The organism is Streptomyces sp. LARHCF249, from assembly GCF_052871255.1.
Genome location: NZ_JBIXJQ010000002.1, coordinates 297,745 through 322,424 on the forward strand (window position 1 = coordinate 297,745; position 24,680 = coordinate 322,424).

The window sequence follows — 24,680 nt, forward strand, 5'->3', positions numbered from 1 at the left end:
GCGATGTTCTGCGGTGTTCCCAGGCGGTGTCCCCCCTTTCTGCACCACGCTTCTGATTCCCCCTCATCCCTCATGCCTCACGCACGAAGGAGTGCAGTCGATGGACGACCTGGCCCGGCTCGCGGCCCTGCACGGCATCGCCACCGCCTACCAGCCCGCCGCGGACGTCACCGTCCAGGTCCCGGAGGCCACCGTGAAGGCGGTACTCGGTCTGCTCGGGGTGGTCACCGACACCCCCGGCGACATCCGGGCTGCGGCCGACGAGGCCGAGCGGGACAGGGCCGTACGGCTGCTGCCGCCGACCCTGGTGCACTGGCGGGGGGATCCCGCCCCGCCCGCCCTGGCCGCGCTGCCGCCCGGCACCCGGGTCCGGGTGGAGCTGGAGGACGGCGGGGAGTCCGTGCCGTGGAGCCCCGCGCTGCCCCTCGGGGTGCACCGGGTGGCCGCGCAGGCGCCCGACGGGCGGGCCGCCGGGGCCACCCTGGTGGTGGCCCCGGACCAGGCCCCCGCCGCGCCCGAGCGGGCCCACGGGCTGCTCGTCCAGCTCTACTCCCTGCTCTCCGAGCACTCCTGGGGCATGGGCGACCTCGGCGACCTCGCGGAACTCGCCCGCTGGGCCGGCCGGACCCACGGCGCCGGCTTCATCCAGGTCAACCCGCTGCACGCGGCCGTGCCCGGCACGCCGACCGACCCGTCGCCCTACCGGCCGTCCTCGCGCCGATTCCCGGACCCGGTGCACGTGCGGATCGAGGACGTTCCGGAGTACGCCGACTGCCCCGAGCGCGAAGCCCTCGCCGAACTGGCCCAGCAGGGCGGCGAGCTGCGCCGCGAGGTCCTGGAGAAGGGCGCGCTGATCGACCGGGACGCCGTCTGGGACCTCAAGCGCCGGGCCCTGGAGCTGCTGTACGCCGTCCCGCGCACGCCCGAAAGAGAGGCCGCCTACGTCGAGTTCCGCGCCGAGCAGGGCCCGCCGCTGGACAAGCACGCCGCCTGGTGCGCGGCCGCGGCCGGGGAGGACCCGGGCGAGGGCCTCGACTTCCACCGCTGGCTGGTCTGGCTGGCCGACACCCAGCTCGCCGCCGCCCAGCGGGCCGCCCGCGCGGCCGGGATGGCCGTGGGCATCGTGCACGACCTGGCCGTCGGGGTGCATCCCGACGGCTCGGACGCCCGCACCGGCCCCTTCCACGCCCGCGGCATCTCCGTCGGCGCCCCGCCGGACGCCTTCAACGCCCGCGGCCAGGACTGGGGTCTGCCCCCGTGGCGCCCGGACCGGCTGGCCGCCACCGGCTACGCCCCCTTCCGGGCCCTGCTGCGCGGGGTGTTCCGGTACGCCGGGGCCCTGCGGATCGACCATGTCATGGGCCTGTTCCGGCTCTGGTGGATCCCGGAGGGCAGCCCGCCCGCCGAGGGCACGTACGTCGGCTACGACGGCGAGGCCATGCTGGCGATCCTGGTGCTGGAGGCCCACCGGGCCGGCTCCCTGGTCATCGGCGAGGACCTCGGCACCGTGGAGCCGGGGGTCCGTGCCGCCCTCGCCCGGCGCGGGGTGCTCGGGACCTCGGTGCTGTGGTTCGAGCGGGACTGGGCGGGCGACGGCAGCCCGCTGGCCCCGCGCGCCTGGCGGGCCGACTGCCTGGCCACGGCCACCACCCACGATCTGCCGCCCACCGCCGCCAAGCTGGCCGGCACCCATGTGGAACTGCGCGAACGGCTGGGCCTGCTGACCCGCCCGATGGAGCGGGAACGGGAGCAGGACGCCGCCGACACCGCCGAGTGGCTGGCCGTGCTGGACCGCCTCGGCCTGGACACCAAGGGCGAGGAGGCCGCCGTACGGGCCCTGTACGCCTTCCTGCTGCGCACCCCCGCGCGGCTGGTCGGCGTATGGCTGCCGGACGCGGTGGGGGACCGGCGGCCGCAGAACCTGCCGGGTACGTGGGACCAGTACCCCAACTGGCGGCTCCCGGTCGCCGATGCCGCGGGACGGCCGCTGGCCCTGGAGGAGCTGGCGGCCTCGCCGCGGGCGAACGCCCTGCTGAGCGCGGTGCGGGCGGGACTCGCCCCGGGCGGGTGACCCCGTACGGCACCCCCGGGCGCGCGGGCCGTTCAGACGTTCGCTACGTTTGCACCGTGGACAAGAAGAACGCTCTGCGCGCCGGCGCCGTCACGGCCGGAACGACGCTGATGATGCTGCTGATGACGTCTCCCGCCCTGGCGCTGACCCGCGACGACGGTGACGACCCGGGTGCCGGCCTGAGCGTCGGCGAGACGCTCGGCCTGTTCGTGGCCGCGCCGATCGTCCTGTTCCTGGTCATCGCGGGTCTCGTGATGGTCGGCGACAAGTCGCGCAAGCAGCAGGAGAGCTGATCCGGGCCGGTCCTTCGCGGACCGGCACCGCTGGACTTCCCGGGCGCCGGGGGTCCGCACGGCCGATGATGTCGGTGACGTCGATGACGTCCGTGACTCTCCCGTGTGGCGACCCTCGGCGCCTTGCCGTGTCCTCAGACCGCGGCCAGGAGCTTGCGGAGCAGGCCGGTGAGGAGCGCGGTCTCCTCGTCGCTCAGTCCCCGCAGCGCGGCGCGCTGCACCTCCAGGCCGGCGGTGACGGCCTCGTCGATGAGTGCGAGCCCCCGCTCGGTGATCGTGACCTGGAGGCCGCGCCGGTCGTGCGGGTCGGGCTTGCGGCACAGCAGCCCGGCCTTCTCCAGCTTGTCCAGCCGGCCCGTCATGCCGCCCGTGGTGAGCATGAGCGTGGCCGACAGCTGCCGCGGCGAGAGGGTGTACGGGGCTCCCGAGCGGCGCAGTGTGGCTACGACGTCGAACTCCCCGCGTGAGATGCCGAAGCGGGAGTAGGCCTGCTCCATCGCGTCGCCCATGGCCTTGGTGATCCGGTAGATGCGCCCGAAGACCGCCATCGGGACCGTGTCCAGCTCGGGGCGCACCGCGTACCACTGGTCGGTGATGGCGTCGACGGCGTCCTTGCCGACCTTTTCCACCACTTCGGCCTTCTTTCCTTCCGTCATGGCTGGAGTATCCGGTTCCGCTCGGTCGTTCGCAAGAAAGTTGCTTGACGGAAAGTAGCTTAGCGCTAAGCTACTTCCAAGCAAGCAACTTTCGCGGCGGGGGGCTCATGAAGGACGTACGGGTGGAGGGGGAGCGGTCCCTGCTCCTCGGCATCGGGATCAGCGCGGTCGGGATCGGCATGTACGTGCCGTTCTCGCTCGTCTTCTTCCACCACGTCACCGGTCTCTCCTTCCCCCTGGTCGGCCTGGTCCTGACCGTCACCGGGGTGGCCGGACTGGTCTTCATGCCGCTCGCGGGCACGGCCGTCGACCGGTTCGGCGCCAAGAAGGTCAACCTGGTGCTCTACGGGATACGGGCGGCCGGCTTCGCCCTCTACCCCTTCGCCGGCTCCCTGCCCGCCTTCGCCGCGGTCGCCCTCGTCACCGCCCTCGCCGACCGGTCCTTCGGCGTCGTCCAGCAGTCCCTGATCGGCGAGGTCGCCCAAGGCTCCGCCCGCGACCGGCTCCAGGCCTCCACCCGGGCCCTGCAGAACGCCGGGATGGGCGCGGGCGCCCTCCTCGTCTCCGGGGTGCTCGGGCTGTGGGGGACCGGCGGATTCACCTACACCGCCTGGGGCAACGCGCTGGCCTTCGCCTTCGCCGGACTGCTCGTCAGCCGGGTGCGCCCGGTCCGCGCCGCCGTCCGGCCGCTCGTCGCGGAGCCGGCCCGGCGGGCACCCGCCGGCTACCGGACCGTCCTGCGCGACCGGCCCTTCCTCGGACTCACCGCCGCCAACTTCCTCACCGCGCTCGGCTACTCCGCCCTCTCCGTCCTCTTCCCCCTCTACCTCTCCACCTGGCTGGCGGCCCCCGACTCCCTCACCGGAGCCGCCTTCACCGTCAACACCGCCCTCTGCGCGGGCGTCGGCGTCCTGATCGCGAGCCGGGTCCGCCGCTCCGGCGCGCGCCGCACCCGCTCCGCGGCCCTCGGCGCGCTGCTCTTCGCCGCCGCCTTCGCCGGGCAGATCGTGCTCGGGACCCTGCGCCCCGGGCAGACCGTCACGCTCGTCGCGCTGCTGGCCATCGTCGTCGTCTACACCCTCGGCGAACTGGTGCACAGCCCGTCCGGGGGCGCCCTGTCGGTCTCGGCCGCGCCCGAAGCCGTCCGCGGCCGCTACCTGGCCACCTACCAGCTCTCGTACTCGCTGGCCACGGCGCTGGCCCCCGCCCTGTTCACCGCCCTGCTCTCCGTCGACGGGCGGCTGCCCTGGGCCGTGCTGACCGTCGCCGCGCTGGGCGCCGCCCTCGCCCTGCTCCGGCTGGAGCGGCACCTGCCCGCGGCGGCCGTGCACGCCGAGCCGCCGGCCGCGGCGCCGAACCCGCTCGCCGCCACCGCCGCCTGAGCCCCTCCCCCTCCCGTGGAGCCACCTGCCATGAAGCGCTTCGCCACCGTCGCCCTGACCGCCCTCGCGCCCGTCTCCTGGGGCTCGACCTACGCCGTCGCCACCGAACTGCTGCCGCCCGACCGGCCCCTGTTCACCGGGGTGATGCGCGCCCTGCCCGCGGGGCTGCTGCTGACCGCCCTCGCCCGTACGCTGCCCAAGGGCGAGTGGTGGTGGAAGTCCGCCGTCCTCGGCACCCTCAACATCGGCGCCTTCTTCCCGCTGCTGTTCCTCTCCGCGTACCGGCTGCCGGGCGGCGTCGCGGCCGTACTGGGCTCCGCGGGACCGCTGTTCGTCGCAGGGCTCGCGGCCCTGGTCCTCGGGGAGCGGGCGAGCCTGCGCACCGTCCTCGCCGCCGTCGTGGGCGCGTTCGGCGTGAGCATGGTCGTCCTCACCGCCCAGGCGCAGCTCGACCTCGTCGGCGTCGTCGCCGGGGTGGTCTCCTCCGCCTCCATGGCCGCGGGCACCGTCATGACCAAGCGCTGGGGCCGCCCCGAGGGAGTCGGCCCGCTCGCCGTGACCGGCTGGCAGCTCACCGCGGGCGGGCTGGTCATCATCCCCGTCGCCGCGCTCGTCGAGGGGGCGCCGCCCGCGCTCGACGGCAGGGCCCTCCTCGGCTACGGCTACATGATGCTGATCAACACCGGTATCGCGTACTGGCTCTGGTTCCGCGGGATCGGCCGGCTCTCCGCCACCTCCGTCACCCTGCTCGGCCCGCTCTCGCCGCTCACCGCCGCCGTCATCGGCTGGGCCGCGCTCGGGCAGGCGCTGACCTCCGTCCAGCTGGTGGGCATGGCGATCGCCTTCGGAGCCACCGTCGCGGGCCAGCTCGCGGTCGCCCGAACCGCACAACCATTCAGTTCTACTGAACAGATCGATCGGAACATTTCGATGGACCTGAGGAGTGGACGGATGCGACGGTAGTCCCCACGACCTACAGATCCGAGTCCGAGGGGGAGACACACCGTGGCCGTCATGGACCGCGTCCGCACCGTTTCGCACGGCAAGCCCGCCGGCACGGCCAAGAAGGGGGCCGCCGGGCTCGGCGTACTCCTCGCCCTGCTCGCGACGGTCGTCTGGTCCGGCAGCTTCGTCGCCACCCGGGGCATGGCCGACAGCGTCCCGCCCGTCCAGGCCGTCTTCTGGCGCTGGATCATCGCCACGCTGGCGGTCGCCCCCTTCGCCGCCCGGCAGGCCTGGCAGCAGCGGGCCCGGCTCCGCAAGCACCTCGGCTTCGTCGCCGTCGCCACACTGTTCGGCGTCGCCCTCTACAACACCCTCGTGCACCAGGCCGGACTGACCACCTCCGCCTCCAACATGGGCATGATCATGGCCGCTTCGCCCGTCGTCATGGCGCTCTACGCACGGCTCGGCGGCGAACGGCTCGGCGCCCGGCGGATTTTCGGACTGCTGCTGGCCGCCTTCGGAGTGCTGCTGCTCGTCGGCGACGGCTCGCTCGGCTTCGACTTCGGCGCCGGCGACCTGTGGATGTTCGCCGCGGCCCTCTCCTTCGCCACCTACAGCGCCCTGCTCAAGCGCAAGCCCGCCGAACTGGGCGGCCTGGCCTTCCTGATCGCCACCTTCGTCCTCGGCGCGATCATGCTGGCCCCCGCCTACGCGGTCTCCCTCTCCGTCCAGGGCGGCTTCGAGGTCACCGCCGGCACGGCCGGACCCCTGCTGTACGTCGGGGTGTTCTCCTCGGCCGTCGCCTTCTTCGCCTGGAACAAGGCCGTCTCCATCATCGGAACGGCCCGCGCCGGAGTCGTCTACTACCTTCAGCCGGTCTGCGTGGCGATCCTCGGCTTCCTGCTCATCGGCGAGGCCACCGGACCGGCGCAGCTGCTCTGCATGGCACTGATCCTCGGCGGCGTGGGCCTGGGTGCCCGGCGGTAGGTTCGGTCCCATGACCGAGTGGGACATCAAGAAGCTGCGGATCCTGCGGACCCTCGCCGAACAGGGGACCGTCACCGCCACGGCCGAGGCGCTGCACATGACGCCCTCGGCCGTTTCGCAGCAGCTGACGAACCTCGCCCGGCAGCTGGGGGTGACGCTGCTGGAGGCGCAGGGCCGCCGGGTCCGGCTCACCGACGCGGCGCACCTCGTACTGCGGCACGCGGAGGCGGTGTTCGCGGAGCTGGAGCGGGCCGACGCGGAGCTGGCCGGGTATCTGGCCGGCGACGCGGGGGAGGTGCGGATCGGGGCCTTCTCCACCGCCGTGCCGGCGCTCGTGGTCCCGGCGGTGGCGGCGCTGCGGCGGTCCCGGCCGGGGGTGGAGGTCCGGGTCCGCGAGACGGAGGCGGCGGAGTCGTACGAGCTGCTGTCGGCCGGGGGCGTGGACCTGGCGCTGTCGTTGGCGGCGCACGCGCCGACCGCGCGCGATCGCCGGTTCACCCGGGTGACGCTGATGGAGGATCCGCTGGACGTGGCCCTCCCGCCGGACCATCCGCTGGTGGCCGCCCCGGACCTGAGGCTCGCGGACCTGTCCGGGGATCCGTGGATCTACGGGGGCAGCGGGCCCTGGTCGGAGATCGCCGTGGGCGCGTGCGAGGCGGCGGGCTTCGTGCCGGAGCAGGCGCATTCGGCGTCGGGCTGGACCGCGATCCTGGCCATGGTGGAGGCGGGGATGGGGGTGGCGCTCGTACCCCGCATGGTGTCGAGCCGGGCCTCGGGGGTGGCGGTTCGGGTCCTCACCCACGACCGGCCGACCCGGCACGTGATCGCGGCCGTCCGCCGGGGCGCCGAGTCGGCCCCGGCGGTGTCCCACGTGCTGGCGGCCCTTCGGGCGGTGTCGGCGGGCTGATCTATGCTGACCCCTTTGCGATCTACGAGGGTGGGGTCTGTGAGAGGTACTGAGACAGCGAGACGCCCGGGGCGGCGCGGTGGCCGACTGGCCGCCGGACTGGCCCTGGTGGCGGGTCTCTTCGCGGTGGTGGCGGGCCAGGGGGTGGCTGCCGACACCGATCCGGGGGCGCCGCCCGTGCGCACCCTCTCGTACAACGTGTGCGGCGCGTTCTCCGACTGCCAGAGCACCATGGAGCCGGCCGCCTGGGCCGACGGCCTCCAAGGCCACATCACCGGCTGGGACAGCGACGTGGTGATGCTCCAGGAGGTCTGCAAGGGCCAGTACGACCGGCTGCGCGCCGTGCTCCCCGGCTACGCCGGCGTCTGGGCCAGCACCCAGACCGCCTCCGGCTGCGCCAAGTGGGGCGAGGACACCAGCTTCGGCCAGGTGCTCCTGGTCAAGGCGCCGCAGAGCGAGGTCACCGGCATGTCGGCCGTGGTGAGCCCGCAGGGCCTGGAGGGCGAGAAGCGGTCGGTGGTCTGCGCCCGGACCCCGGTCGACGGCAGGACCGTCCTGGCCTGCGGCACCCACCTGCGCCAGGACAAGGACGCCAAGAACGACACTCCGGCGCTGCTGGCGAAGGTCGAGGAGTGGTCGGGCGGACTGCCCGTCATCCTGGGCGGCGACTTCAACGCCCGGCCGTACTACGCGCACATGGACGACGTGTACGCGGGCCTGCCCGGCACCCTGTCGTTCATCGAGGCCGACAGCACCGACCAGCAGCACTTCAGCGCGGCCTGCAAGACGGTCGGCGCCACCGAATGCCGCTCCGGCGAACGCACCCTCTGGGACCCCGTGACCTCGGCGTACGGCGGGAAGGTCGACTACACCTTCTTCAGCCGCCAGGACTTCACCGAGGTGCGCAGCGAGGTCGTGGAGACCGGCTACACCAAGATGCAGGACCACAAGCTGGTCCGCTCCGCCGCCCGCGTCCAGGAGCGCGCCCGGGTCGACGGCGACCTGACGGGTGACGGCCGCCCCGACCTGCTCGCCGTCCAGGCCGACGGGTCGCTGCGCCTGTACCCGGGGCTCGCCGGCGGGAGCTTCGGCACCCACAAGGTGATCGGCGCGAGCGGCTTCGCCGGCGCCGACGTCAGCCACCGGGGTGACTGGACCGGCGACGGCCGCGAGGACGTCGTCGCCCGCGTCGGCGACGAGCTGTGGATCCATCCCAACCTCGGCCAGGGCCGCCTCGGCGAGCGCATCCCCATGCGCGAGCGCCCCGCGGGCTGGAGCCATGCCACCCTGCTCGCGGTCGGAGACGTCGACGGGGACGGCCAGCCCGACATGGTCGGACGCAGCGCCAACGGCCTGTACCTGCACCGGGGCACGGTCGGCACCGTGCCGGCCCTGCCGCGCGACGCCGTGGTGCTGGGCGGACCGGAGTGGAAGGACTACGAGATCCTCGCCCCCGGCGACGTGAACAAGGACGGCCGAGCCGACCTGTGGGCGCGCGGTCCGGACGGGCAGCTGCGGCAGTTCCTCTCCGCCGGCGCCACGGCGCTGCCCGCGCCGAGCGTGATCGCCGCCGCGCCCGCGGCCTCGTACCCGCTGGCCGGCACGGTCGGCGACCTCGACGGCAACGGCAGCGCCGACCTGCTGCTCACCACGGCCCCGGTGGACCCGTCCACCGGCGACCTCATGTTCCTCGGCGGCACGGGCACCGGCTTCGCACAGCCCGTCCGCATCGGGGAGAACGGCTGGCGCTGGATCCAGTCCATCCGCTGACGCCCTGACCCCTGACACGACGAGGGCGCCCCCGGAGCACGTGCTCCGGGGGCGCCCTCGTGCCGTGCAGACCGGTCAGGAACCGGCGGCCGCGTCCGCCGCCTGGGCCTTCAGCGCGCGCTCGACGCCCGCGCGGGACTCCGAGACCAGGCGGCGCAGGGCCGCGTTCGGTTCGGCCGAGGCCAGCCACGCGTCCGTCGCGGCCAGCGTCTCGCGCGAGACCTGGAGGGACGGGTACAGCCCCACCGCGATCTGCTGGGCGATCTCGTGGCTGCGCGTGTCCCAGACCTCCTTGACCGCCGCGAAGTACTTCTCGGTGTACGGGGCCAGCAGCTCGCGCTGGTCGGTCTGGACGAAGCCCCCGATCACCGCCTCCTGCACCGCGTTCGGCAGGTCGTCGGCCTCCACCACCGAGGCCCATGCGTCGGCCTTGGCCTGCGCCGTCGGACGCGCGGCCCGCGCGGTCGCCGCGTGGCGCTCGCCGGCCGCCGTGGCGTCCCGCTCCAGCTCCGCCGCGATGGCCGCCTCGTCGGCGACACCCGTGGCTGCCAGGCGCTCCAGGAACGCCCACCGCAGCTCCGTGTCGACGGCCAGGCCCTCGACCACGGCCGAGCCGGCCAGCAGCGCCGACAGGTACGTCAGCTGGTCCTCGGTACGGGCCGTCGCCGCGAACGCGCGCGCCCACGCCAGCTGGTGGTCGCTGCCCGGCTTCGCCGCACGCAGGTGCTCCAGCGCCGCCCCGGTCCAGATCGCCAGGCCCTCCTCGCGCCACGCCGGGTCGGCGTACAGGTCGACGGCCAGTTTCACCTGACGCTGCAGCGTCTGGACGACGCCGATGTCGGACTCCTTGCCGATGCCGGAGAGCACCAGCGCGAGGTAGTCGCGGGTGGCCAGCTCGCCGTCCCGCGTCATGTCCCAGGCCGAGGCCCAGCACAGCGCGCGCGGCAGGGACTCCGTGAAGTCGCCCAGGTGCGCCGTGACGTGGGCCAGCGAGACCTCGTCCAGACGGACCTTCGCGTACGACAGGTCGTCGTCGTTCAGCAGCACGACGGCCGGGCGGGGGCGGCCCACCAGCTCCGGCACCGCCGTCAGCCCGCCGTCGATGTCCAGCTCGATCCGGTCGGTGCGCACGAGGCTGCCGCCCTGGAGCTCGTACAGGCCGACCGCGATGCGGTGCGGGCGCAGGACGGGCTCGCCCTTGGCGCCCGCCGGCAGGGCCGGGGCCTCCTGGCGGATCGCGAAGGCGGTGATCGCGCCGTTCTCGTCCGTCTCGATCTCCGGACGCAGGATGTTGATGCCCGCGGTCTCCAGCCACGCCTTCGACCAGGCGGTCAGGTCGCGGCCCGAGGTCTCCTCCAGGGCGCCCAGCAGGTCGGACAGGCGCGTGTTCCCGAAGGCGTGCGCCTTGAAGTACGCCTGCACGCCCTTGAAGAAGGCGTCCGTGCCGACGTAGGCGACGAGCTGCTTGAGCACCGAGGCGCCCTTGGCGTACGTGATCCCGTCGAAGTTGACCATGACGTCGTCCAGGTCGCGGATGTCCGCCATGATCGGGTGCGTGGACGGCAGCTGGTCCTGCCGGTACGCCCAGGTCTTCATGGAGTTGGCGAACGTGGTCCACGCGTGCGGCCACTTCGAGCCCTCCGCGTAGGCCTGGCAGGCGATCGAGGTGTAGGTGGCGAACGACTCGTTCAGCCACAGGTCGTTCCACCACTCCATGGTGACCAGGTCGCCGAACCACATGTGCGCGAGCTCGTGCAGGATGGTCTCGGCGCGGGTCTCGTACGCCGCGTCCGTCACCTTCGAGCGGAAGACGTACTGGTCGCGGATGGTGACCGCGCCCGCGTTCTCCATGGCGCCCGCGTTGAACTCCGGTACGAAGAGCTGGTCGTACTTGGCGAAGGGGTAGTCGTAGGCGAACTTCTCCTGGAACCAGTCGAAGCCCTGCCGGGTCACGTCGAAGATCGCGTCCGCGTCGAGGAACTCGGCGAGCGAGGGCCGGCAGTAGATGCCGAGCGGCACGGACTGCCCGTCCGGTCCCTCGTAGGAGCTGTGCACCGCGTGGTACGGGCCGACGATCAGCGCGGTGATGTACGAGGAGATGCGCGGGGTCGGCTCGAAGACCCACACCCGGTCCTTGGGCTCGGGCGTCGGGGAGTTCGAGATGACCGTCCAGCCCTCGGGGGCCGTCACGGTGAACTGGAACGTGGCCTTCAGGTCGGGCTGCTCGAAGCTGGCGAACACCCGCCGCGCGTCCGGCACCTCGAACTGGGTGTACAGGTACGCCTGCTGGTCGACCGGGTCGACGAAGCGGTGCAGGCCCTCACCGGTGTTGGTGTACGCGCAGTCCGCGACGACCCGGAGCTCGTTGGCCCCGGCTGCCAGGTGCTTCAGGGCGATCCGCGAGTCCCGGAAGACGGCGGCGACGTCCAGCGCCTTGCCGTTGAGAACGACCTCGTGCACGGCCGGGGCGACCAGGTCGATGAAGGTCTCGGCCCCGGCCTCGGCCGACTGGAAGCGCACGGTGGTCACGGAGGGGTAGGTGCCGCCCTCCTGCGCGCCGCTGAGATCGAGTTCGATCTCGTACGAGTCGACGGCGAGCAGCTTTGCCCGCTCCTGGGCCTCTTCACGGGTGAGATTCGTGCCTGGCACGCGGTCATCTCCTTTGATGGTGACGTTGCCCCGCCATCCTTCCATGGGGGGCGGGCCACCGTGCCGGAGTAATCCAGAGGCGAACACCCCCGAGTCGTAGGATTCACACTTAGGTAGCGCGTTGAATCCTACTTCGGTAGCATCCAGGTATGAAGATTAGTGTGAGCTTGCCTCAGGAGGATGTCGAGTTCGTCGATAAGTACGCTGCTGCGACAGCGGCGGACTCCCGGTCGGCCGTGATACAGGCTGCGATCGAGATGCTGCGCGCATCTCAACTGGAAGCCGATTACGAGGCTGCTTTTGCAGAGTGGGACGCGAGCGACGACGCTGCGTTCTGGGACAAGTTCTCCGGGGACGGGCTGGCCGATGAAGCGCGGTGACATCTACCTGGTCGACTACGAACCGGTTCGGGGGAGCGAAGCGAACAAGGCGCGCCCATCGGTCATCGTGTCGAACGACGGTGCCAACGTGGCGGTCAAGCGGATGGGCCGAGGCGTGATCACGGTCGTCCCGCTCACATCGAACACTTCCCGGGTCTACCCGTTCCAGGTGTTCCTGTCGGCTGCGGAGTGTGGCCTCGCCAAGGACTCCAAGGTGCAGTGCGAACAGGTGCGTGCCATGGCGTCCGAACGCTTCCTCCACCGAGTCGGCGTGGTTCCCCGCCAGCGGATGGCCGAGATCGACGCGGCGCTGCGGCGCCACCTGGCGCTCTAGACGCCCCGAGGGGCGGCACCGTGACGGTGCCGCCCCTCAGGCGTGTGCGCGGGCGGACTCAGCCCTGGCGCAGCTCCTCGGCCACGAGCTCGGCGATCTGGACCGCGTTCAGGGCCGCGCCCTTGCGCAGGTTGTCGCTCGACAGGAACAGCGCGAGGCCGTTGTCGACGGTCTCGTCGGCGCGGATGCGGCCCACGTACGAGGCGTCGCGGCCCGCGGCCTGCAGGGGGGTCGGGATCTCCGACAGCTCGACGCCCGGGGCGTCCTTCAGCAGCTCGTACGCGCGCTCGACGCTGATCGGGCGGTCGAAGCGGGCGTTGATCTGGAGGGAGTGGCCGGAGAAGACCGGCACGCGCACGCAGGTGCCGGAGACCTTGAGCTCCGGGATCTCCAGGATCTTGCGGGACTCGTTGCGGAGCTTCTGCTCCTCGTCCGTCTCGTGCGAACCGTCGTCCACGATCGAGCCCGCGAGCGGCAGCACGTTGAAGGCGATCGGCCGCCGGTAGACCGCCGGCTCCGGGAACGCGATGGCCTCGCCGTCGTGGGCCAGCTCCGTGGCCCGCGCGGCCACGGCCTGGACCTGGCCGTCGAGCTCGGCCACGCCGGCCAGGCCCGAGCCGGACACGGCCTGGTAGGTGGTGGCGATCAGCGCGGACAGGCCGGCCTCGTCGTGCAGCGGGCGCAGCACCGGCATCGCGGCCATGGTGGTGCAGTTCGGGTTCGCGATGATGCCCTTGGGGCGGTTCTTGATCGCGTGGGGGTTGACCTCGGAGACGACCAGCGGGACCTCGGGGTCCTTGCGCCAGGCGGAGGAGTTGTCGATCACGACGGCGCCCTGCGAGGCGACCTTCTCGGCGAGGGCCTTGGAGGTGGCGCCGCCCGCGGAGAAGAGCACGATGTCCAGGCCGGAGTAGTCGGCCGTGGAGGCGTCCTCGATGGTGATCTCCCGGCCTTCCCACTCGAGGGTCGAGCCCGCGGAACGGGCCGAGGCGAACAGCCGCAGCTCGTCCACCGGGAACTTCCGCTCGGCGAGGATGCCGCGCATGACTCCGCCGACCTGTCCGGTGGCTCCGACGATTCCGACCCTCACGGTGACTCCTTCAGTACGTACGACGCGGGCGCGCGTGAAGCCATCATGCGTTCGACACCACGAGCCTTGTCCAATCCATTGTCCGAGGAACGGACGGTGTCCTCGCAATGAATCCCGTTTTGCCTGGTCGGAGCGGTGGCGGAGGCCGGGCAGCGCGAAGGGGCCGGTGCTCTGCGCGAGCACCGGCCCCTCCGTCACGCGGTCACACCGTTACGGCAGGACCTTCTCGATCTGCACGCTGCCGGTGCCGGCGGCGGTGCCGCGGGCGTTCAGCAGCTGGACCTGGCCGAAGAACTGCCGGCCCTCGGGGGCCGCGGCGCTGACCAGGACGTTCGCCGAGATCTGCGCGGTGGCGCCGTTGGCGAGGTTCACCGCGGCGGCCTCGTCGACCTGGACGGAGCCCAGGGCGGCCGAGAAGAACACGTCGCGGTAGTCGTACGTGGTGGAGCCGGACGGGACCGCGTAGCCGATCACCTTGACGGTGTAGGTGCCCGCGGCCGGGTTCACCAGGCTCACGGCCTCTTCGGAGTCGCCGTCGGCGGCGGAGCCGACCTTGATGCCGTCCTTGTAGACCTCGAGGTCGAGGTCGGCGGCGGTGTCGGACACCTTGCCGATGGCGACGTCGAGGCGCGAGGTGCCCTCGGCGACGGTGACCTCGGTCGTGTGGGTCTCACCGTTCGCGATGGTCGGCTTGGCGACCTTCGCGGAACCGAGCGGACCGCCCAGGAGCTTGCCGCCGGTGATGGCCGCGGCGTCGTTCTTGACGCTCCACTGGACCGGCGCCGGGGTGCCCTGCTTCACCTCGGGCAGGACCTTGACCGCGGGGTCGAAGACCGCGCCGAGCACGGAGACGTCCAGCTTGAACGGGTTGTCGAGCAGCGGCGACGTACGGCGCGACTCGACCTCGATCTCCCAGACACCCGGCTGCGGCTCGGGGAACGAGCGCACGTCGGGGCGGCAGGTGTTGGCCGGGTTGTCGTAGTTCGGGTAGCAGTTGACCGTGGAGGTCGGGTCGACGGGCACACCGTAGGGGTGGATCGCGATGAAGCGCGTCTGGCTGCCGGCCGCGAGACCGCCGAGGGCGACCTCGAGGCTCTTCGCGCCCTGCGGGACCGTCACGAAGTACGACTTGTGGCTGTTGCGCTGCACGGAGGAGGCCTCCGACAGCGTGAAGGACGGCGACGCCAGCGGGGCCGCGGCGACGACGGTCGTCAGGATCTGCTTGTCGATGCCCTCGGTGGTCTCGTCGTCCAGCTGCAGGATGCCGCTGTGGACGCCGGCCGTCTTGGCGTTGGCCTCGACCTTGATCGTGACGGGCTTGTTCAGCGGCAGGGTGACGTAGTCGTAGCCGCCGAGGACCTTGAAGGTGCCGTCGTTGTTGCGCCAGCTCAGGTCGTGCCGGGTGCCGTACTTGACGCCCGTGGTGCGGGTGACGACGACGTTGTAGACCTTCTTCTGGCCGACCTTGAGGCCGCCCTCGCGGTCGTACAGGCCGGCGCCGAAGCCCGGGGTCTTCAGGAACTGGTCGATCGCGGTGTCCACCGGCGCCTTGACGGTGAACTCGTTGGCCTTCGCGTCGCGCTGGATGGACTCCCACGCGCCGGCGACGTCGATCAGACCCGCGCCCTGGGCGTGCGCCGGGACGTCGTCGATCTTCTTCGCGGTGCTGGTGAGCGCGATGCGCAGGGCGGCCGGCGTCAGCTTGATGTTCTGCTGCTTCGCCGCCGAGATCAGCAGGGCGCTGGTGCCCGCCGCCTGCGGCGAGGACATCGAGGTGCCCTGGAGCATGCCGTAACCGGCCGGCAGGCCGTAGCCGGCCTCCTTCACGGGCTGACCGGGCAGCCAGGTCTGGATGGTGTTGATCGACGCGCCGGGGGCGGTGATGGTCGGCGTGAAGCCGCCGTCCTCACGCGGACCGCGCGAGGAGAACGGGAACATGTTGTACTTCGTGGCCACGCCGGAGCCGTAGTTGGCGGCCCAGGTCTCCTTGGAGACCGCGGCGCCCACGGAGATGACCTTGTCCGCGAGGGAGGGGTCGCCGATGGTGTTGACGCCCGGGCCCGAGTTGCCGGCCGAGATGACCAGCTGGACGCCGTAGGTGTCGATGAGGTTCTTGTAGAGCTCCGAACGGGCGTTGTTGCCGTCGTTCAGCGCCGGGAGACCGCCGATGGACATGTTGACGATGTCCACGCCGCGGTTGACGACGAGGTCGATCATGCCCTCGGTCAGCGCGACGTTGGTGCAGCCCCCGGACCAGGAGCAGGCGCGCGAGGAGACGAGCTTGGCGCCGGGCGCCGCGCCGTTCATCTTGCCGCCGAAGAGGCTGTTGGCGGCGGTGATGCCGGCGACGTGCGTGCCGTGCTCGGACTCGATGATGCCGACGTTGACGAAGTCGGCCTTCTTGCCGACCCAGTCACCGCCCAGCGGGTCCATCGGGACGTCCTTGCGGATCTCGATCACGAACGGGATGCGCTCGGCGACCTCGGTCGCCGGGTTGTCCGTGCCGAAGTAGCCGATCTGGTAGCCGTCCTTGTACGGCTTCATCGGCTCGTTGTTCGTGAAGTCGCCGTCCTGGTCGGTGTCCACGCGGACCGTGCCGGCGGCGACGTCGTAGAGCAGGCCGAACCGGTCGGTGGTGTCCCCGTCCCGGTTGACGTCGCCCTTCATGTCACCGTTGGCGGTGATCGACTCGCTGAAGCGGCTCCACTGGAAGCTGCCCTCCGGGGCCTTCCAGCTCTGGCCGCCCGCGGTGAAGCTGCCGCCCGCGGCGGTGACCGGGGTGATCTGGGCGCGCCAGGTGGCGTCGCTGTCCGTGATCGGGTCGGTCGCCGTCACCCAGTCGACGATCTTGCGCTCGCCGGTGGTGGTCTTCTGCAGGGCCGGGTGGCCGAGGTCGACACCCGAGTCCATGATGCCGATGGTCACGCCGCGGCCGTCGGCCTGCGGGTTGTTCTCGACGAAGTCCACCGCACCGGTCTCGAAGGACGGGTTGTACGGGTTCTTCGCGGGGGTGTTCTTGTCCGGCGCCGCGTAGGTCTCGCCGGCGGTCCGCTTGACCGTGCCGGTCTCCCGGTCGGCGTCGGGGCGCGGGTCCGGGCGCTGGATCTCGTGGCGCAGGTCGATGCCGTGCACCGAGGACAGCTTGACGGCCGCCTTCAGCGCGGCCTCCGCCTTGCCGGTGGGCAGGGTGGCGCGCACGTAGCCGAGCTTGTCGTACGTCCGGCCCACCGAGGCGCCCTGGACGGCGCTCAGCTGGTCGGCGACCTGCTTGGTCTGGCCGGCGGCGGTCGCGACCATGACGGTGACGGTCGCGTCACCCTTGGCCTTGGCCTCCTGGAGGAGCTCGGCGTCGGCCGAACCGAGCTTCTGGTCAGCCGACTTGACGGCCGGCTTGGTTCCCGGGTCGTCGGCTCCGGTCGCGGCGAAGACGGGCGCGGAGCCGGTGGCCGCGAGGGCGGCCACCAGGCCTGCCGCGGCCGCGACGCGCGCGACGCGTCTGGCCCCGGGTATGGAGCTGGGGGATTCGAGGGTCATCAGCATCCCTGGTAAGTGAAAGAAACGGTCCGCATTTCGGTGCCGGATGACCGGTCAGCCTGTCGTAAGTGACAGCTGTTTGGGAACGGTTGTCATTGACCGAGACCTGTCATGGCGGAGACTCGCCAGCGCGGGACATGCGCCAGTTCGGCCGTACCGGGGCACAGTGGTGCGAACTGCAGGGGCTGTAGAGTGGACTTGTCGACTTGGTGGCCATGCGTCAGCACCGGAACGCGGTCGCGTCCCGGTGCGGGTGTGACAGATTCCGCGCGCTCAGCGCTCGCGCGTGCGCGCGTAATGACGAGAGGCCTTCGCCCGGTTTCCGCAGGCGGCCATCGAGCACCAGCGCCGGGTGCCGTTGCGCGAGGTGTCGTGGAAGTGCAGGACGCAGGTCTCGGAGGCGCACGTGCGGATCCGGTCGGGCGCGGACTCCAGCAGTTCCAGGTAGTTCCGGGCGGCCGTCCAGGCCGGACCCCAGGTCCGGTCGTCGAACTCGGTCCGCTCGCCGATGCCTTCGGCGGTCAGGGTGGGCCGGATCCGGCCGTGCTCCAGTACCGCGTCGACCAGGGCCCGCGCGCTCGCGTCGGCCGGATCGGCCACCGCCCGGGCCAGGGCCTCGCGGGCGGTCAGCAGGTGGACGAGGGTCGGCGCGTCCGCGCGGAAGCGGCCGGCCAGGCCGGTGCTCTCCAGCCACACCGCGAGCCCTTCGACCCGGGACAGCCCGGCGGCGCCCGCGAAGAGGTCGAGCGGTCCGCCGTCGCCGACCCAGCGGGTGTTCAGCAGGTCGAGGGCGACCGGCTCCCCGGTCAGGGGTCGTGGGTCCGCCGCCGTCATGTCTTCGAACCTTCCGCCGCCCCACCGCTAACCACTCAAGGGTACGTGACCGGTTGACTCGACTCTCTCTAACCCTTAACTTTGATTTAGAAGGTTAGAGAAAATCCTCTGGGGAAGGCACTGCCATGACGCGCGTCATCAGCAAGCTCCGCACCGGCCACGTGGGCCTGAACGTCACCGATCTGGACCGGTCGCTCGCCTTCTACCGCGACGCCCTCGGCTTCCAGGCGATGGGCGAGGGCAAGGAGGAGGGGCGCCGCTTCGCCTTCCTCGGCCAGGACGGCGAGCTGGTCCTCACCCTGTGGCAGCAGGCCGACGGCGCCTTCGCCCCGGCCTCGCCCGGACTGCACCACCTGGCGCTCTCGGCCGGCGCCATCGAGGAGGTGCGGGAGTACGAGGAGCGGCTGCGCTCGCTGGGCGTGGAGTTCGCGTACGAGGGCGTCGTCGCCCACGGCGAGGGGGCGGCCTCCGGCGGCATCTTCTTCCACGACCCCGACGGCATCCGCCTGGAGATCTCCGTACCGGCCGGAGCCGAAGACTCGTCCGCCCCTGTCGCAGGGGCCCCGACCTGCGGATTCTTCTAATGAGCAGCGGCGCGTACCACGCGGGCCCGCTGGCCGTGCAGGAACGGGTCGGCGTACGGGACCTGGCCGAGCACGTCGGCCGCTCGATCGGCGCAGGCATCCGGGACGTCGCCGCGGCGTTCCTCGGCCTCCAGCCCCACCTGGTCGTCGGCGCCGCCGACGGCACGGGCCGGATGTGGGCCTCGCTGCTCACCGGGGCGCCCGGTTTCGTACGGGCCACCGGGCCGGACCGGATCGCGGTCGCCGGGGGCCTACCGGCGGGGGACCCGCTCGAGGAGGCGCTGGCCACCGCCGGGACCCGGGTCGGCACCATCGCGCTCGACCCGCGCACCCGGCGCCGGATGAGGCTGAACGGGACCCTCGAGGTGACCGGGCGCGGGTTCGCCGTGCGCGCCGAGCAGGTGTTCTCCAACTGCCCGAAGTACCTGCAGCAGCGGCACCCGCTGGACCTGGCCGCCGAGGGAGCCGGTGTCGTGCGGCGCGGGGACGCGCTCACCCCCGGCCAGGTGCGGGCCGTCCGCGCCGCCGACACCTTCTTCGTCGCCACCACGGCGGAGGCGGACGGGGCCGACGCCAGCCACCGGGGCGGGCTGCCGGGCTTCGTGGAGGTGTCCTCGCCGACAGAGCTGGCCTGGCCGGACTACGCGGGCAACGCCATGTTCCTCACCCTGGGGAACCTGGCGGCCGATCCGCGGGCCGGGCTGCTCTTCCCGGACTGGGAGAGCGGGGCGCTGCTCCAGCTCAGCGGCCGGGCGGAGACCGAGTACGGGGCCGACGGGGAGCGGCGCGTCCGCTTCCACGTGGAGTCGGTGGTGGAGAGCGTGCATCCGGGGCGGCTGCGGTGGAGCGCCCCGGAGTACTCGCCTCACCTGGGCAGCACCACCAGGTAGGAGGCGGGTTCGCGGTCGCCGGACGCCGTCAGGGCGGTCCGGACGACCGCGGCCTGCTGCTCGGGCCAGTCGCGGAGCTTGCGCGGGGTGATGTGGATGACGGTCACCCCGAGCCGCTCCAGGGTCTCCCGCTTGCGGACGCACTCGGACCACTGCTCGTCCTCGCCCTGGCGCGGGGCGCGGGTGTCGATCTCCACGGCGACGGAGTGCTCGGGCCAGAACGCGTCGACTCCGCCGAGGTGCGGGCCGCCGGGCAGCCGCAGGTCCACGTTCCAGACGGGCTCGGGCAGGTCGTAGCCCCGTACGAGGTGGTAGAGCCGGTCCTCGGCGATGGCGCGGCCCTCGGCGAGCAGCGATTCGACGGCGTCGATCACGTGCGGGCGGTTCAGCAGCCGCGCCACCGTCAGCTCCCGTACGACGGCGGCCGGTTCGCAGTGCCCGCTGCGGACGGCTTCGCTGAGCAGGCGGCGTACGGTCCCGGCGTCGTCGAGCTGGCCGACCGCGTCGGCGACGGCCCGCGCGACCGGTGCCACCGGCAGCCCGGTCACCTCCTGGGGGCGGGGCGGGGTGTGCGAGCGCACGATCCGCACGCCACCGGTGGAGCGCAGCCGCCGGGTGCCGGGTACGAGTACGTCGATGTGGGAGAGGGCGAGCAGTGCGGGCGCGGAGGTGAACCGGTACAGGGCGAGCGCCGCCAGCCCGGTGATCATCGCCTCGCCGCTGCCGCGCCGGCCCGCGTACAGCAGCGCGGCGTGCAGCCGCTCCTCGCTGGTCGCGGGGCCGGAGTGGAGCAGGAACACCCCGGGCAGGATCTGCTGCCAGGGCCGCTCGGCGGCGTCGGAGGCGGTGACGCCGTGCTCGCGCAGCTGGGCCAGGGTCAGCACGCGGGGGCGGCTGCCGGTGAGGTGGGTGAGGGGGAGGGGCGCGTTGTGGTTCATGACGCGGTGATTCCCTCAGGCCATGGCCTTGCTAACCCCTGTTACATGCCCGTCGGCAAATCGGGACAAGCCGGGGCTAAAGTACGGACGTTCGACTGCCGATGGCTCCGCCGGTCGGGGGACCCACGGCTCCGCCGCCGGGGGCGGAGCCCCCGACAGCGGAGCCGCAGGTCAGTTGTCCGCCGCCTCGTCGCAGCGCTGCGCGGCGAGGGCTCGGGCCAGGTCGTCACGGGACTCCAGGACCAGCCGCCGCAGGGCCGGCGGAGCCGACGGGTGGGCGGCGAGCCAGGCGTCCGTCGCCGAGACGGTGGACTCGGGGTCCTGGAGCGACGGGTACAGCCCCTTCACCACGTCCATGCCGATCTGGATCGACCGGTCCGCCCACACCCGCTCGATCACCTCGAAGTACGGCTCCGCATAGGCCGCCAGCAGGCCCCGCTGCGAGGACTGCTGCATGCCGGCGATCGTCGCCTCCACCAGCGCGTTCGACAGCGCGTCGGACTCGACCACCGCCGCCCACGCCTGGTCCTTCACCGCCGCCGACGGCCGCGCCGCCAGGCACCGCACCTGGTGCCGCTTGCCCGACGCCGTGTCGTCCCGCGTCAGCTCGGCGCTGAGCACGCCCTCGTCCACCGCCCCGTGCGCGGCCAGCGGCAGCAGGAAGTCCCAGCGCAGCTCCTGGTCCACCTCCAGCCCGTCGATCCGCGCGGACCCGTCCAGCAGCCCCAGCAGCAGCTGGAAGTCGCCCTCGGTCGCCGCGCTCGCCGCGAAGAAGCGGGCCCAGGTCAGCTGGTGCTCCGACCCCGGCTCCGCCAGCCGCAGTTCGTGCAGCGCGCCCGCCGCCAGCTCCCGGCCGCCCTGCTCGCGCCGGCCCGGCGCCGTGTAGTGGGTGATCGCGGTCAGCGCCTGCGCGTGCAGCATCTGCAGCACGCCGACGTCCGTCTCCCGCCCCGCGTGCGCCAGCACCAGCGAGATGAAGTCCCGCGCGGGCATCAGCCCGTCCCGCGTCAGGTTCCACAGCGCCGACCAGCTCAGCGCCCGCGCGAGCGGGTCCGCCAGGTCGCCCAGGTGTGCCCGCAGCGTCGCCAGCGAGCCCTCGTCGAAGCGGATCTTGCAGTAGGTGAGGTCCTCGTCGTTGACCAGCACCAGGTCGGGCCGCTCCCGGCCCGCCAGCTCCGTGACCACGGTCCGCGCGCCCGACACGTCGGTCCCGGCCCGCGCGTAGCGGACCAGGGTGCCGTCGGACTCCAGCCGGTACAGGCCGACCGCGACCCGGTGCGGCCGCAGCTCGTCGCCGTCCTGCACCACCGCCAGTTCGGTCACCCGCCCGCCCGCGTCACAGGTCACCACCGGCGTGAGCACGTTGACCCCCGCCGTCTGCAGCCAGGCCCGCGACCACTCGGCCATGTCCCGCCCGGAGACCTCCGCGAGCACCGACAGCAGGTCGTCCAGCGTGGTGTTCCCGTAGGCGTGGGCCTTGAAGTAGCGCCGCGCGCCGTCCAGGAACGCGTCCCGCCCCACGTAGGCGACCAGCTGCTTGAGCACCGCCGCGCCCTTGGCGTAGGTGATCCCGTCGAAGTTCAGCTTCGCGTCCTCCAGGTCGCGGATGTCGGCCGTGATCGGGTGCGTGGACGGCAGCTGGTCGGCGCGGTAGGCCCACGCCTTGCGGCTGTTGGCGAAGGTGACCCACGCCTGGTCGAAGCGGGTGGCCTCGACCAGCCCGAAGGAGCCCATGAAGTCCGCGAAGGACTCCTTCAGCCACAGGTCGTCCCACCACTTCATGGTGACCAGGTCGCCGAACCACATGTGCGCCATCTCGTGCAGGATCACGTTCGCGCGGCGCTCGTACGAGGCCTGCGTGACCTTGCCGCGGAAGATGTACTCCTCGCGGAAGGTCACCATCCCCGGGTTCTCCATGGCGCCCAGGTTGTACTCCGGCACGAAGGCCTGGTCGTACTTCCCGAAGGGGTACGGGTAGTCGAAGATCTCGTGGAAGAGGTCGAAGCCCTGCTTGGTGACGAGGAAGACGTCGTCGGCGTCGAAGTGCTTCGCGAGCCCCTTGCGGCACATCGCGCCGAGCGGGATCGTCAGGTCCCCGCGGGTGTAGGAGTCCGTCACGTAGTGGTACGGGCCCGCCACCACACAGGTGATGTACGTGGAGATCGGCGCGGTCTCGGCGAACCGCCAGACCCCTGCCTCGCGGGACTCCTCCGCGCCGTTGCTCCACACCTGCCAGCCCTCGGGCGCGGAGACCTCGAAGCGGTAGGGCGCCTTCAGGTCCGGCTGCTCGAAGTTGGCGTACACCCGCCGGGCGTCCGCCGGCTCGTACTGGGTGTAGAGGTAGACCTCGCCGTCCTCCGGGTCCACGAAGCGGTGCAGGCCCTCGCCGGTGCGGCTGTAGGCGCAGTTCGCGTCCACCACCAGGACGTTCTCGGTCTCCAGCCCGTCCAGGGCGATCCGCGCCCCGTCGAAGGCGGCGGCCACGTCCAGCGCGCGCCCGTTGAGGGTCACGGAGTTCACGGAAGGGGCGATCAGGTCCGCGAAGGTGGCGGTACCGGAAGCCGCGGCCCGGAAGCGGATCGTCGTCACCGAGCGGAAGGTCCGGGGGCCCTCGGCCGGTTCGGCCTCGTCCACCGCGGACCTCACGTCGAGGACCACCTCGTACCCGTCGACGGACAGCAGTTCGGCCCTCTCGCGGGCCTCGTCGCGGGACAGATTCTCTCCGGGCACGTGCACTCCTTCGTGCGTGGTCGGGTTCCTTCGATCGAATCCTCCCATGGGGGGAATGCGTGCGAACGCGTGCCGGTTGGGGAGGGGGACACCACGAACGACGCCGTGAGCGATGCGAGGAGAGACATGACCGACACCCAGGTGCGCGAGAAGACCCCGGTCGATTTCTGGTTCGACCCGCTCTGCCCCTGGGCCTGGATGACCTCCCGGTGGATGCTGGAGGTCGAGAAGGTCCGCGACGTCGAGGTCCGCTGGCACGTGATGAGCCTGGCCGTCCTGAACGAGAACAAGCTCGACGAACTCCCCGAGCGCTACCGCGAGCTGCTCGGCCCCAAGGGATGGGCGCCGGTGCGCGTGGTCGTCGCGGCCCAGCAGAAGTTCGGCGACGAGATCACCGGCAAGCTCTACACCGAGCTCGGCACCCGTATCCACAACGAGGACAAGGGCGCGACCCGCGAGGTGATCGCCGAGGCGCTGGCGGCCCTCGACCTGCCGGCCGAGCTGCTCGCGTACGCCGACTCCGACGAGTACGACGAGGTGCTGCGCGCCTCGCACAACGACGGCATCGACCGGGTCGGCCAGGAGGTCGGCACCCCGGTGATCTCGGTGCCCGGCGCCGACGGCGGGGACGTGGCCTTCTTCGGCCCGGTCGTCACCCCGGCCCCGCGCGGCGAGGCCGCGGCCCGGCTGTGGGACGGCACCCTGCTCGTGGCCTCCACCCCCGGCTTCTACGAGATCAAGCGCACCCGCACCAAGGGCCCGTCCTTCGAGTAGTCCGTACCGCCGCACCGTCGCACACAGAAGACCCCCGTGAGTCACGTCCTCACGGGGGTCTTCTGCTGGACACGCCCGCCGGTGAAGGTTGAGAAGACGATCACGAGGTGGGCGGGTTCGGGGGTGCGATCAGCCCTTGACGGGGATCAGCAGCGGGGTGTTCGCCTTGGCGTCGGCGTAGCGCTTCGCCACGTCCTGCCAGTTGACGACGTTCCACATCGCCTCGATGAAGTCCGCCTTCTGGTTCTTGTACTGCAGGTAGAAGGCGTGCTCCCAGGCGTCGAAGACCAGGATCGGCACGGAGGCCTGGCCCACGTTGCCCTGGTGGTCGTAGACCTGCTCCACGATCAGGCGGCCGCTGATGGGCTCGTACGCGAGCACGCCCCAGCCGGAGCCCTGGGTCGCGGAGGACGCGAAGGTCAGCTGCTTCTTGAAGGCGGCGAAGGAGCCGAAGGACTCGGTGATCGCGGCCGGGAGCTCGCCCAGGCCGTCCTTCTCGTCCGGGATGCCGCCGCCCTCACCGGTCTTGGGGCTGGCCATGTTGTGCCAGTAGATGCTGTGCAGGATGTGGCCGGAGAGGTGGAACGCGAGGTTCTTCTCCAGGCCGTTGAGGGCGCCCCAGTTCTCCTTGTCGCGCGCCTCCGCCAGCTGCTCCAGCGTGGTGTTGGCGCCCGCCACGTAGGCAGCGTGGTGCTTGTCGTGGTGCAGCTCGATGATCTGCGGGTTGATCACCGGCTCGAGCGCCGCGTAGTCGTAAGGAAGCTCAGGAAGCGTGTAGATGGCCATGCGTGTGTCCGGTCCCCTCGGCGTGCCAACTGCTTATTGCAATCAATGCGCAACTGCACGCTAGCAGCATCTATTCCACGCGAAGAAGGCGGGCCCCGTGCGTGTGCACGGAGCCCGCCTCCGGTTGCCGCCGGGATGCCGGACGG

General features: G+C 71.9%; 20 protein-coding genes. 12 read left to right on the plus strand and 8 right to left on the minus strand.

The window, feature by feature from the left end; genetic code table 11:
* Positions 1–100: 100 nt before the first annotated feature.
* Together ACIPUC_RS06185 and ACIPUC_RS06190 are read left to right on the plus strand one after the other, a co-directional pair.
* Positions 101–2,071, plus strand: coding sequence for a 4-alpha-glucanotransferase (locus tag ACIPUC_RS06185; RefSeq protein WP_446587023.1), 1,971 nt, complete (start codon positions 101–103; stop codon positions 2,069–2,071).
* Between the two features lie 56 nt (positions 2,072–2,127).
* Positions 2,128–2,364 (plus strand): hypothetical protein, encoded by a 237-nt coding sequence (locus ACIPUC_RS06190; protein WP_446587024.1) that lies wholly within the window; start codon positions 2,128–2,130, stop codon positions 2,362–2,364.
* A 134-nt stretch (positions 2,365–2,498) separates the two neighbouring features.
* Here ACIPUC_RS06190 and ACIPUC_RS06195 read toward each other — a convergent pair whose 3' ends face one another.
* Complete coding sequence (locus tag ACIPUC_RS06195) at positions 2,499–3,020, minus strand: MarR family winged helix-turn-helix transcriptional regulator (protein ID WP_446587025.1); 522 nt, start codon at positions 3,018–3,020, stop codon at positions 2,499–2,501.
* 107 nt (positions 3,021–3,127) lie between these two features.
* Here ACIPUC_RS06195 and ACIPUC_RS06200 point away from each other — a divergent pair, with 107 nt between their 5' ends.
* Genes ACIPUC_RS06200 through ACIPUC_RS06220 form a run of 5 tightly spaced genes read left to right on the plus strand, consistent with a single transcriptional unit; the run spans position 3,128 to position 9,011 of the window.
* A complete protein-coding gene (locus ACIPUC_RS06200; RefSeq protein WP_446587026.1) occupies positions 3,128–4,402 on the plus strand; it encodes an MFS transporter in 1,275 nt (424 codons plus the stop codon).
* A 30-nt stretch (positions 4,403–4,432) separates the two neighbouring features.
* Positions 4,433–5,365 (plus strand): EamA family transporter, encoded by a 933-nt coding sequence (locus tag ACIPUC_RS06205; protein WP_446587027.1) that lies wholly within the window; start codon positions 4,433–4,435, stop codon positions 5,363–5,365.
* A 51-nt stretch (positions 5,366–5,416) separates the two neighbouring features.
* The gene (locus ACIPUC_RS06210) at positions 5,417–6,334 is read left to right on the plus strand and encodes a DMT family transporter (protein ID WP_446587028.1); all 918 of its coding nucleotides are present in this window, start codon (positions 5,417–5,419) and stop codon (positions 6,332–6,334) included.
* A 10-nt stretch (positions 6,335–6,344) separates the two neighbouring features.
* On the plus strand, positions 6,345–7,241 hold the full coding sequence (locus tag ACIPUC_RS06215) for a LysR family transcriptional regulator (protein ID WP_446587029.1): 897 nt from the start codon (positions 6,345–6,347) through the stop codon (positions 7,239–7,241).
* Positions 7,242–7,280: 39 nt separating this feature from the next.
* A complete protein-coding gene (locus tag ACIPUC_RS06220; RefSeq protein ID WP_446587030.1) occupies positions 7,281–9,011 on the plus strand; it encodes an FG-GAP-like repeat-containing protein in 1,731 nt (576 codons plus the stop codon).
* Between the two features lie 75 nt (positions 9,012–9,086).
* Here the strand turns inward: ACIPUC_RS06220 and pepN (ACIPUC_RS06225) are convergent, their stop codons facing one another.
* On the minus strand, positions 9,087–11,660 hold the full coding sequence (pepN, locus tag ACIPUC_RS06225; RefSeq protein ID WP_446587031.1) for an aminopeptidase N: 2,574 nt from the start codon (positions 11,658–11,660) through the stop codon (positions 9,087–9,089).
* A gap of 149 nt (positions 11,661–11,809) precedes the next feature.
* On the opposite strand from pepN (ACIPUC_RS06225), the gene ACIPUC_RS06230 reads away from it, so the two are divergent.
* Together ACIPUC_RS06230 and ACIPUC_RS06235 are read left to right on the plus strand one after the other, a co-directional pair.
* A complete protein-coding gene (locus tag ACIPUC_RS06230; RefSeq protein WP_446587032.1) occupies positions 11,810–12,040 on the plus strand; it encodes a ribbon-helix-helix domain-containing protein in 231 nt (76 codons plus the stop codon).
* A complete protein-coding gene (locus ACIPUC_RS06235) occupies positions 12,027–12,374 on the plus strand; it encodes a type II toxin-antitoxin system PemK/MazF family toxin (protein ID WP_446587033.1) in 348 nt (115 codons plus the stop codon). Before ACIPUC_RS06230 ends, ACIPUC_RS06235 begins: the two co-directional genes overlap by 14 nt.
* A gap of 58 nt (positions 12,375–12,432) precedes the next feature.
* Here the strand turns inward: ACIPUC_RS06235 and ACIPUC_RS06240 are convergent, their stop codons facing one another.
* From ACIPUC_RS06240 to ACIPUC_RS06250, 3 genes are all read right to left on the minus strand, one after another.
* Entirely contained in the window at positions 12,433–13,464 is a 1,032-nt protein-coding gene (locus ACIPUC_RS06240) for an aspartate-semialdehyde dehydrogenase (RefSeq protein WP_446587034.1), read from the minus strand.
* A gap of 210 nt (positions 13,465–13,674) precedes the next feature.
* Entirely contained in the window at positions 13,675–16,998 is a 3,324-nt protein-coding gene (locus ACIPUC_RS06245; protein WP_446587035.1) for a S8 family serine peptidase, read from the minus strand.
* A 273-nt stretch (positions 16,999–17,271) separates the two neighbouring features.
* On the minus strand, positions 17,272–17,832 hold the full coding sequence (locus ACIPUC_RS06250) for a CGNR zinc finger domain-containing protein (protein WP_446587036.1): 561 nt from the start codon (positions 17,830–17,832) through the stop codon (positions 17,272–17,274).
* A 125-nt stretch (positions 17,833–17,957) separates the two neighbouring features.
* Between ACIPUC_RS06250 and ACIPUC_RS06255 the strand changes: the two genes are divergently transcribed.
* On the plus strand, positions 17,958–18,416 hold the full coding sequence (locus tag ACIPUC_RS06255; RefSeq protein WP_446587037.1) for a VOC family protein: 459 nt from the start codon (positions 17,958–17,960) through the stop codon (positions 18,414–18,416).
* Entirely contained in the window at positions 18,416–19,306 is an 891-nt protein-coding gene (locus ACIPUC_RS06260; RefSeq protein ID WP_446587038.1) for a pyridoxamine 5'-phosphate oxidase family protein, read from the plus strand. The genes ACIPUC_RS06255 and ACIPUC_RS06260 overlap by 1 nt, the downstream gene beginning before the upstream one ends.
* On the opposite strand, the gene ACIPUC_RS06265 is transcribed toward ACIPUC_RS06260, so the two are convergent.
* Positions 19,282–20,244, minus strand: coding sequence for a hypothetical protein (locus ACIPUC_RS06265; protein ID WP_446587039.1), 963 nt, complete (start codon positions 20,242–20,244; stop codon positions 19,282–19,284). The two genes, ACIPUC_RS06260 and ACIPUC_RS06265, sit on opposite strands and share 25 nt — an antisense overlap.
* A gap of 171 nt (positions 20,245–20,415) precedes the next feature.
* Positions 20,416–22,974 (minus strand): aminopeptidase N, encoded by a 2,559-nt coding sequence (gene pepN / locus ACIPUC_RS06270; protein ID WP_446587040.1) that lies wholly within the window; start codon positions 22,972–22,974, stop codon positions 20,416–20,418.
* 126 nt (positions 22,975–23,100) lie between these two features.
* Here pepN (ACIPUC_RS06270) and ACIPUC_RS06275 point away from each other — a divergent pair, with 126 nt between their 5' ends.
* On the plus strand, positions 23,101–23,748 hold the full coding sequence (locus tag ACIPUC_RS06275) for a mycothiol-dependent nitroreductase Rv2466c family protein (RefSeq protein WP_446587041.1): 648 nt from the start codon (positions 23,101–23,103) through the stop codon (positions 23,746–23,748).
* 129 nt (positions 23,749–23,877) lie between these two features.
* On the opposite strand, the gene ACIPUC_RS06280 is transcribed toward ACIPUC_RS06275, so the two are convergent.
* Positions 23,878–24,534: a superoxide dismutase gene (locus tag ACIPUC_RS06280; RefSeq protein ID WP_446587042.1), complete on the minus strand. Its 657-nt coding sequence runs from the start codon at positions 24,532–24,534 to the stop codon at positions 23,878–23,880.
* Positions 24,535–24,680 lie beyond the last annotated feature (146 nt).